Source organism: Streptomyces sp. NPDC054956, assembly GCF_053609185.1.
In genome coordinates, this window is record NZ_JBSGXB010000378.1 from 1 (window position 1) to 6369 (window position 6369).

Consider the following 6369-nt stretch of genomic DNA (forward strand, 5'->3'; position numbering starts at 1 on the left):
CTGCGTCCCGACGGCAAGACCCAGGTCACCATCGAGTACGACGGCGACAAGGCCGTCCGCCTCGACACGGTCGTGGTGTCCTCGCAGCACGCCGCTGACATCGACCTGGACTCGCTGCTGGCCCCGGACATCCGCGAGTTCGTCGTCGAGTACGTGCTGGCGCAGCTGGTCGAGGACGGCATCAAGCTGGAGACCGAGGGCTACCGCCTGCTGGTCAACCCGACCGGTCGCTTCGAGATCGGCGGCCCGATGGGCGACGCCGGTCTGACCGGCCGCAAGATCATCATCGACACCTACGGCGGCATGGCCCGCCACGGCGGCGGCGCCTTCTCGGGCAAGGACCCGTCCAAGGTCGACCGCTCCGCCGCGTACGCGATGCGCTGGGTCGCCAAGAACGTCGTGGCCGCGGGTCTGGCCTCGCGTTGCGAGGTCCAGGTCGCGTACGCGATCGGCAAGGCCGAGCCCGTCGGTCTGTTCGTCGAGACCTTCGGCACCGCCACCGTCGAAGCCGAGAAGATCGAGAGGGCCGTCGCCGAGGTCTTCGACCTGCGCCCGGCCGCGATCATCCGCGACCTCGACCTGCTCCGCCCGATCTACGCCCAGACCGCCTCCTACGGCCACTTCGGCCGCGAGCTGCCGGACTTCACCTGGGAACGCACCGACCGCGTCGCGGAGTTGAAGGCCGCAGCCGGCCGCTGAGCATCCGCCGGCGGAGCCCGGCGCTCACCGAGGCCGCGGCGACCCGGTACGGGCCGCCGCGGCCTTGCCGTGCCGTCCGCAAGTGCCCCTTTAGCCGGCGCCGGGACCATCCAGGGGCGGCGGTCTGCGGGCCGCGACCTTTAGGGACAGGAGGACCAGCCATGACCACGTCCGGAACCGGGGTGGCCGGAGAACTGCGCGGCTGGCTGACCGATCGCCTCGCGCTCTACCTCGGCCGCCCGGCCGAGAGCCTCGATCCCCGGACCCCCCTCGCCGCGTACGGCATGGACTCGGTCTGCGCCCTGAGCCTGTGCGGGGACCTCGAGGACGAACAGGGCCTGATCGTCCCCTCGACCCTGGTCTTCGACCACCCCACCATCGACGAACTGGTCGGCTACCTCTCCCCCCTCCCGGTCACCCCCGCCCGCTCCTGAACCGTGTCGTGGATTGTGCGCGACGGCTTGCGCAGGGTGATCCGGTCATCCGCGAGCATCGACCTCCGAGGAGCCTGCTGGCCCGTGATCACGGAGATGTCCGAACCCAGGGTGTGGGCGAGCCGCAGGAGGGTGGGCAGCGAGATCTGCCCCCGGTCCTGCTCGGCCTTGCGGATCGTGGCGATGGACAGGCAGGCGCTTTCGATTCCGGCCGCACGAACACCGCAGTCCTGAAGCGCCGTTGCCGGGTCAGCCGCACTCTCGGGCGACCACGTCGACCATGGCGGCGGCTTCTTCCTTCGTCTCGCCTGCTCCCACAAGGACTCCGCGATACCAGGCGCCCCCCATGTCCCGGTAGTCCTGGCAGTTCATCCGCTGGGTGGTGGGCGACATGCTGTCCCAGCGGGCCTGGGCACCGGATGCGTCCCGGCGGCGGCTGGTCGAGGTGGACGGGGCGGTGGTGGTCAGGGGGTAGTCGTAGGTGGGGGCCGGGGTGTTGCTGTAGGGATGCGTCGGCTCGGGAGCGGGGGTGTATCTGGACAGGGGGGTGTAGCTGTGTGTGGGCGTGGGCGACGCGGAGGCGGGAGGCCTGCCGCTGTCGGCGATGGAGGCGGCGATCAGGAGGCCGGCGACCAGGAGCACGAGGCCGACGACGATGACGGCGCCGGTCCTGTCGGCACGGGGTTCTCGGTTCTCCTGCACGGGGGCCTCCTGGGATGCGGGTGGCGTGCACCTTAGATCTCGGGAGTCGATCTCTCCAGAGCCGGGCCCGAAAACGACGAAGCCCCCGCGGAGCTCAACGGCCGCCGACGCAGAACACTCGGCTGAGAAACCTCAGCCGAGTGCCTGCAGACACACCTCATGGCCGGATGACACCGACCACGTGGTGCGACAACCGCTGGAATCCGTCCCTCTGGGCCGGGGAGGGGGCGTCGCGTGTCGGCCGGGGTCGGCCGGGTCAGGCGAAGAAGGAGCGGATCGCGTCCGTGACCCGCCAGGCCTGGGCGAGGGTCATGTGCTGGTGGAGCGGGAGCGCCAGGTGGCGGTCCGAGGCCAGGTCGGCGCCCGGGAGCGCCGGGGCGTGCTCCGCGTACGGGGCGAACTGCGGGAGCCGGTTCAGCGGCAGCGGGTAGTACACGCGGGTGCCGATGCCCCGCGCCGCCAGGTGCGCGGCGAGCCGGTCGCGCTGCTCGGTCTGGACGGCGTACACGTAGAGGCAGGGGCTGATGTCCGGGCCCTGGTCCGGGACGACCAGGCCGTGCGCGCGCAGCGGCGACAGGGCCGCGTCGTAGTGGTCGACGACGATCTTCCGACGGGCCAGACGGCCGTCGAGGGTGTCCAGCCGGGCCAGTTGGTAGGCGGCCTGGACCTCGTCGAAGCGGCTCTCGATGCCCGGTTCCCGGTAGAGGCCCGGCAGTTCTCCGTCCTGGCCGTGGTCGCGGAGCAGGCGCAGGGTCCGGCTCAGGCCGGGGTCGTCGCTCAGCACCACCGCGCCCTCGCCCGCCATGCCGAACGGCTTGACCGGGAAGAACGAGTACAGGCCGAGGTCGCCCCAGGAGCCCGCCGGGCGGCCGTGCAGGCTCGCCCCCATGGCGACGGCCGCGTCCTCCAGCAGCGCCACCCCCCGCCGTGCCGCGAGCGCGGCGAGCGCGGGCATGTCGGCCACGGACTGGAAGGTGTGCGCCGGGACGATCGCCCGGGTGCGCGGGGTGATGCGCCGCTCCGTGTCGGCCACGTCGAGGACCATCGTGTCCGGCTCCACGTCCGCGAAGACGGGTGTCGCGCCGACGGCGAGCACCGAGGAGGCGAGCGGTTCGGCGCCGAAGGCGGGGACGACGACCTCGTCGCCGGGTCCCGCGCCCAGGGCGCGCAGCGCGAGGATGAGCCCGCCCGTTCCGCTGCCGCAGGCGATGACGTCGGCGACCCGGGCCCGGCCGCGCAGCCGCTGCTCCAGTTCCGCGGTCCTGCGGCCCAGTACGAAGGTCTGGTCGGGGTCGGTGGCCACCTCGTGGAAGGCGTCCAGCAGCAGGGCCCGCTCCTCCTCGGTGGGGACCGGCGGGGGATAGGGCAGGTCCGGCGGTACGGGCGCCGCGGGCGGCGGCGGGGCCGGGTGGGCGTCGGCCGGTGCGGCGAAGGAATGGTCGATGAGGGTCACGGTGTCGGGTCTCCGGTGGGGAAGGAGCGGACGGCGGCGCAGACCCGGCCGACTTCGTCCGCTGTCAGATCGGGATGCAGAGGGAGCGCCAGCAGCCGCCGGGCGGCCCGCTCGGCGGCGGGGAGGGAGCCCTCCGGCCGGGCGGAGCCGGCGAAGGCGGGCTGGAGGTGCAGCGGACGCCGGACCGGGATCGCGGTGCCGATGCCGAGGGCGGCCAGGTGGGCGGCCAGGGCGTCGCGGTCCTCGGCCTCGACGAGGTACCGGGAAGGGGCCGGGACGCGGGCGCCGGTGCGGGCGTCTTCGTCGGCGTCCGCGCGGGCGGCCGGTGTCCGGAGCAGCCCCGGCAGTCCGGCCAGGCCCTCGGCGTACGCCCGGGCCAGCTCGTCCCGGTGTGCCGCGGACGGTCCCAGGGTGGCGAGCCGGGCCAGTACGACCGCGGCCTGCAGATCGTCCATCTTGGCGTTCGTGCCGACGAGTTCGCCCTGCTCGGCGACCTCCGCGAGGCCGCTCGGGAGCGGCTTGGACCCGGGCCGGCGGCCGTGGTTGCGCAGGGCGGTGACCGTCCCGGCGAGCGCCGGGTCGTCGGTGACCACCATCGCCGCGTCGCCCAGGGCGCCCAGCGCCCCGGCGGGGTCGAAGGAGAGCACCCCACCCGATCCGGCCGGGGCCGCGGCCGCGGCGCCGTCCCCGTACGAGGGGCCGCCCGCGCCGCTTCCGGGGCGCGCGGCGCTCCACGCGTCCCCGGCGTCCTCGAACACCAGCAGCCCGTGGGCCCGCGCGACGGCGAACAGCTCCGCGTCGCCCGCCCCGCCCGGCAGCGGTCCGCTGAACTGCCGGGCCGGGATCACCGCCCGGGTGCGCGGGGTGATCACCGCACGCAGGGAGGCCGGGTCCAGCCCGTAGGTGTCCGGGTCGACGTCCGCGAAGACCACGTGCGCCCCGGTCTGGACGACGGCGCTCGCCGCGTGGACGGGCGCGAGGGCGGGGACGACCACCTCGTGGCCGGGACCGATGCCGGCCGCCCTGAGCAGCAGCACCAGCCCGTCGGTGACGCCCGCGACGGCCAACGCGTAGCGGGCGCCGGTCAGTTCGCGGATACGGCCTTCGAGCTCACGGCTCTTGGCGCCGTCGGAGTAGACGCCGCGGTCCAGCACGTCCCCCATGTGCCGCCGCACCACCGGCCACATCCGGTCGAAGGACGCCGCCTGGGTGAAGCAGGCGACGGGCGGGTCCGAGGGGGGTGTGGGCCGGTCATGGCCGCGCACTGCCGTACCGCTGTCCATGTCTCTCCGTTCGCTGGCGTCCGACGTCGTCGCGACTCGACGCTAGATCGGCAACAAGGTGCGGCTGTAGGGCAATCGGGGTGCAAGGGCCTGCCACCGGGGAGGCAAGGGCGATGGCAAGAAGCCGTGGATAGCGGGTTCCTGCCATGCGTCTGCCATTCAAATGCGGCCCGGTCGTGGCGGAACGTGTCTTCGTCGGCCGTTCGTGGAATCCGGTTCCGCGCCGGGCCGGTCTCCCGAAATCACCAGTGAAGTACACGCACCGGAGGTGCCTTCTCATGTCCCGTGGACGCCGGACTGCTGTCGTGGGTGGTGGCATGGCGGGTTGTGCCGCCGCCAAAGAACTGATCAAGAGCGGCCGGGAGGTCGTCATCTTCGAGGCGGGCGCCGGCCTCGGCGGCCGTGCGCGTTCCTGGCACCGCCCGGAGATCGAGCCCGACGTCGGCGTGAACCTCTGGTTCACCAGCTTCTACAAGATCATGTTCGAGCGCATCCGCGAGTACGGTCTCGAGGACCAGCTCGTCGAGATGTCGAACAACGTGATCGTCGTCGACAAGGGCCGCCCCGCCGAGCTGCTCTCCGACTCCTTCAAGTCCCTGCTCACCTTCGAGCACGTCTCGCTCCGCGACCGCCTGGGCTTCCTGTACGGCACCATCAAGGAGACGTTCAAGCGCAAGCAGCTGGACATCTTCGACCCGGTCAAGCTGGCCCCGTTCGACGACGGCACGACCGCCGCCGAGTACGCCCTGAAGACCATGAGCCAGCGCGGTTTCGACAACCTGCTGCGCCCCGAGATCGAGTCCTTCTGGCTGTGGCGCTGCGAGGACATCTCCGCCGCCCACGTCCGCGCCATGCAGGCCCAGGTCGCCGGCGCCAAGTTCTACGTCTTCCGCAACGGCATGGAGATCATCGCCGAGAACAACGCGAAGGGCGCGGACATCCGCCTGGAGACCGAGGTCACCGACCTCGAGATCGACGGGGCCGGCAAGGTCCGCATCTCCACCCGCGCCGCGGACGGCACCCTGTCCACCGAGGTCTTCGACGACGTGGTCGTCGCCACCCAGGCCCCGACCGCCGCCAAGCTCGCCGCGTCCCTGCCGAGCAGCGTCGTCGGCCAGGACACCCGCGACTTCCTGGAGACCCAGGAGTACGAGCCCGCGCTCTCCGTCTCGTACCTCGTCGACGCCAGCAGCATGCCCTCCGAGGCGCACATCGTGGCGGCCGGCGCCGAGGACCCCGCGGTCAAGACGATCATCACGTTCCCGCGCACGGTCCGCGACGAGAACGGCAACGCGGTCGAGAAGCACCTCGCCTTCGTCTACCCCGGCCGCGCCGCCACCCGCCGCCTCCTGGAGTGCTCCACCGAGGAGCAGTTCGCCGAGACGAGCCGCCTGGTCACCGAGCTGTGGCCCGACTTCCCGGCCGACGCCGAGCCCTTCGAGATCGCGGTGCGCCCCTGGGCGATGCCCCTTCCCGCGCCGGGCCGCTACCGCAAGTCCGCCCGGGTCATCCGCCTGCAGCGGCCCCCGGTCGTCTTCGCGGGCGACTACTTCACCTCCCCGATCTCGGAGGCCGCGATGCTCTCCGGCATCCGGGCCGCGGGCGTGCTGACCGCCAACGACTGAGGCGTACGGCCGGGACGTACGGCCGAGCCGTACGGCCGGGTCACCCCACGAACTCGACGGGAGTCACGAGTCACATGCAAGGAACCCAAGCCGCCGCCACGACCGACCGCGGCGGCCCGCACGCCCCGTCGCCCCCGGCAGCACCGGGGCTTCCGGCTGAGCAACATGGTCGT

The 6369-nt window shown here is 72.6% G+C and carries 6 protein-coding genes; 3 read left to right on the forward strand and 3 right to left on the reverse strand.

The genetic code is table 11. The features are described from left to right. Positions 1 to 699 (forward strand): methionine adenosyltransferase (gene metK / locus ACWGDE_RS34495; RefSeq protein ID WP_453393004.1); only part of this gene is annotated, 699 nt, incomplete at its 5' end. 161 nt (positions 700 to 860) lie between these two features. Then, complete coding sequence (locus ACWGDE_RS34500) at positions 861 to 1133, forward strand: acyl carrier protein (RefSeq protein WP_453393005.1); 273 nt, start codon at positions 861 to 863, stop codon at positions 1131 to 1133. 249 nt (positions 1134 to 1382) lie between these two features. Here ACWGDE_RS34500 and ACWGDE_RS34505 read toward each other — a convergent pair whose 3' ends face one another. The 3 genes from ACWGDE_RS34505 to ACWGDE_RS34515 all read right to left on the reverse strand — a co-directional run bounded on the left by ACWGDE_RS34505 (position 1383) and on the right by ACWGDE_RS34515 (position 4571). Next, positions 1383 to 1835 (reverse strand): hypothetical protein, encoded by a 453-nt coding sequence (locus ACWGDE_RS34505; RefSeq protein ID WP_453393006.1) that lies wholly within the window; start codon positions 1833 to 1835, stop codon positions 1383 to 1385. 256 nt (positions 1836 to 2091) lie between these two features. Continuing rightward, positions 2092 to 3288, reverse strand: a complete 1197-nt coding sequence (locus ACWGDE_RS34510) for a DegT/DnrJ/EryC1/StrS family aminotransferase (RefSeq protein ID WP_453393007.1) — start codon at positions 3286 to 3288, stop codon at positions 2092 to 2094. Then, positions 3285 to 4571 carry a DegT/DnrJ/EryC1/StrS family aminotransferase gene (locus tag ACWGDE_RS34515; RefSeq protein ID WP_453393008.1) on the reverse strand — a complete coding sequence of 429 codons (1287 nt, stop codon included), beginning with the start codon at positions 4569 to 4571 and terminating at the stop codon, positions 3285 to 3287. The genes ACWGDE_RS34510 and ACWGDE_RS34515 overlap by 4 nt, the downstream gene beginning before the upstream one ends. A 278-nt stretch (positions 4572 to 4849) precedes the next feature. Here ACWGDE_RS34515 and ACWGDE_RS34520 point away from each other — a divergent pair, with 278 nt between their 5' ends. Further along, the gene (locus ACWGDE_RS34520) at positions 4850 to 6196 is read left to right on the forward strand and encodes an FAD-dependent oxidoreductase (protein WP_453393009.1); all 1347 of its coding nucleotides are present in this window, start codon (positions 4850 to 4852) and stop codon (positions 6194 to 6196) included. Positions 6197 to 6369: the final 173 nt, after the last annotated feature.